The organism is Parvibaculum sp. (assembly GCF_040882025.1).
Classification (GTDB): Bacteria; Pseudomonadota; Alphaproteobacteria; order Parvibaculales; family Parvibaculaceae; genus Parvibaculum.
In genome coordinates, this window is record NZ_JBBECC010000011.1 from 1 (window position 1) to 1,922 (window position 1,922).

Here is a 1,922-nt window from a genome sequence, read left to right on the forward strand (position 1 = left end):
CGGCGCTCATCAGCGGCAGCAGCGCGCCGATGCCGCCCGTCAGTGCCGCGCCGCCGACGGCGGTCGCAACGCCGGTGACGACGCCGGTACGGTCAAGCCCGGCGGTGGGCGCGCCGAGCGGGCCGGAGAGACGGACCGGAAAAGCGAGACTGACAAGGCTTGCCTTTTTCGGCTTCGGCTTGAAGAGAAGATTTATCTTCTCATCGCCGAGATCAACCGTGCCCGAGCCCGTGGTGACGAGACTGTCGGTTTCGAGCGCCAGCGCCTTCGCGGTGCCGACGCCGCCGGCGAAATCGAACGCGCTCAGGACACAGACGAGTTCGGCCGTGTCGCCGGTTTCGCCGCCGGGGATCAGTACATTGACGAGATCGTCGGAGACGACCGCGAAGGCGCGCGAATTGATCGTGCCCTCGCCGATCGCGAGATTGGTCTGCCCGCCAAGCGAGGCGGCAATCGCATGCAGCGAATTGCCCCGGCCCTTGAGCCTGGCGCCGAAATCGGCCCGCGCCGTCAGCATCGTCGTCAGATCGAGATCGGCAAGGAGGCGGCCGATATCGAAATTGGCGGCATTCGCGTCGATGGCGACGGTTTTCGCCTTGCCGTCGGCAGAGAGTGCGAGCTTGACGGGCGTGCCGCGATAGGCGGCCGCGAGCGGCGCCGAGAGCTTGCCGCTGTCGAGCTTCAGCGGCAGCTTCAGATCGGTGAGCACGAGATCGCCGAAGCGCAACTCGCCGAGCGAAAGCGCGATATCGGCGTCGGCCACCGTCAGGGCCTCAAGCGGCAGCGGATCGCGGCTGAAAACAGGACCGCCCGCGCCGCCGCCTTTGCCGTCCGAAAGGAACGGGGTGACGTCGAAGGCCGATCCGGCGAGCGCGCCGGTGAGTTTCGGCCGGTCCGCGAGATCGAGCGTGAGATCGCCGCCGACGCTCGTATCCGCGACGGTGAGCGTGGCATTGCTGAGCGAGGCCTTCTGTGTGTCGCCGGAAATATCCGCGGCGAAGGAAACGGCGGACCCGTTGACGTCGCCTTCGATGACGGCATGGAACCCTGCGCCTTGCGAGATGAGGGAGACCTCTTCGAACTCCGCCTCGCTGAGCTGGCCCGTCTCGCCATCGCGATAGGCAAGTTTCAGGTTGGCGATCTCGACCTGCGGAATGCCGGCAAGCGACATGCCGCCGCCTTCGGCGGGCCGAGCGGCGGGTGCGGCCTCGCCGAATTCCCAATTGCCACGACCGCGACGGTCCGTCTCCAGATAAATATCCGCGCCATCGAGCGCGATCTCGCGCAGATCGACATTGCCGGAGACAAGCGGCAGCAAGGCGAGCTGCAGCGAAAGCTTCTCGGCCGTCACCATTTGCGGCCGCGTGCCCCAGTCCGCGTTGCTGAAACTGATCTTCTCGGCAACGACGGTCGGCACCAGCGAAAAGCCGATGCGAAGCCCGCCTTCGATTTTCAGTGTGCGGCCGGTGGCGTCTTTCGCCGCCGTCTCGATCTCGGGCGCGAAGCGGCCGAGGTCGACAAAGGTCAGTGCGTAAAGCGCGCCCGCCAGAAGAAGCGCGACGACAACGACGATACGCAGCAATTTTTTCATGGCTTCTGCCTCTCGTGAATGGTCATGGACACCTCCGCGGGCCAGAGCGTATCGAGCGCGGGCGACAGCGCGGCAAAATCGGACAGAACAAGATGCGCGCCGCTCGACCGGAGGATCTCGGGCGCATGATAGCCCCATTCGACGCCGAGCGCATGGGCGCCCGCCGCCCGCGCCATCTCGATATCGTAGCTGGTATCGCCGACGAGCGCCGTGTCGGCCGGTGTCGCGCCCGTCGCCGCCATCGCACGGTTGAGCATTTCGGGATGGGGTTTCGAAGGCGCATCGTCGGCCGTCTGCAGGGTGACGAAATAGTGCGACAGGCCGTGCGTTT

Annotated in this window: 2 protein-coding genes; both read right to left on the bottom strand. The window is 66.0% G+C overall.

Annotated features, from left to right (window positions below; translation table 11 throughout):
* Positions 1–1,591 (bottom strand): AsmA family protein (locus WEB61_RS00980; RefSeq protein ID WP_368062460.1); only part of this gene is annotated, 1,591 nt, incomplete at its 3' end.
* The coding region (locus tag WEB61_RS00985) for an HAD-IA family hydrolase (protein ID WP_368062461.1) at positions 1,588–1,922 on the bottom strand (335 nt) is incomplete at its 5' end. The genes WEB61_RS00985 and WEB61_RS00980, both read right to left, overlap by 4 nt.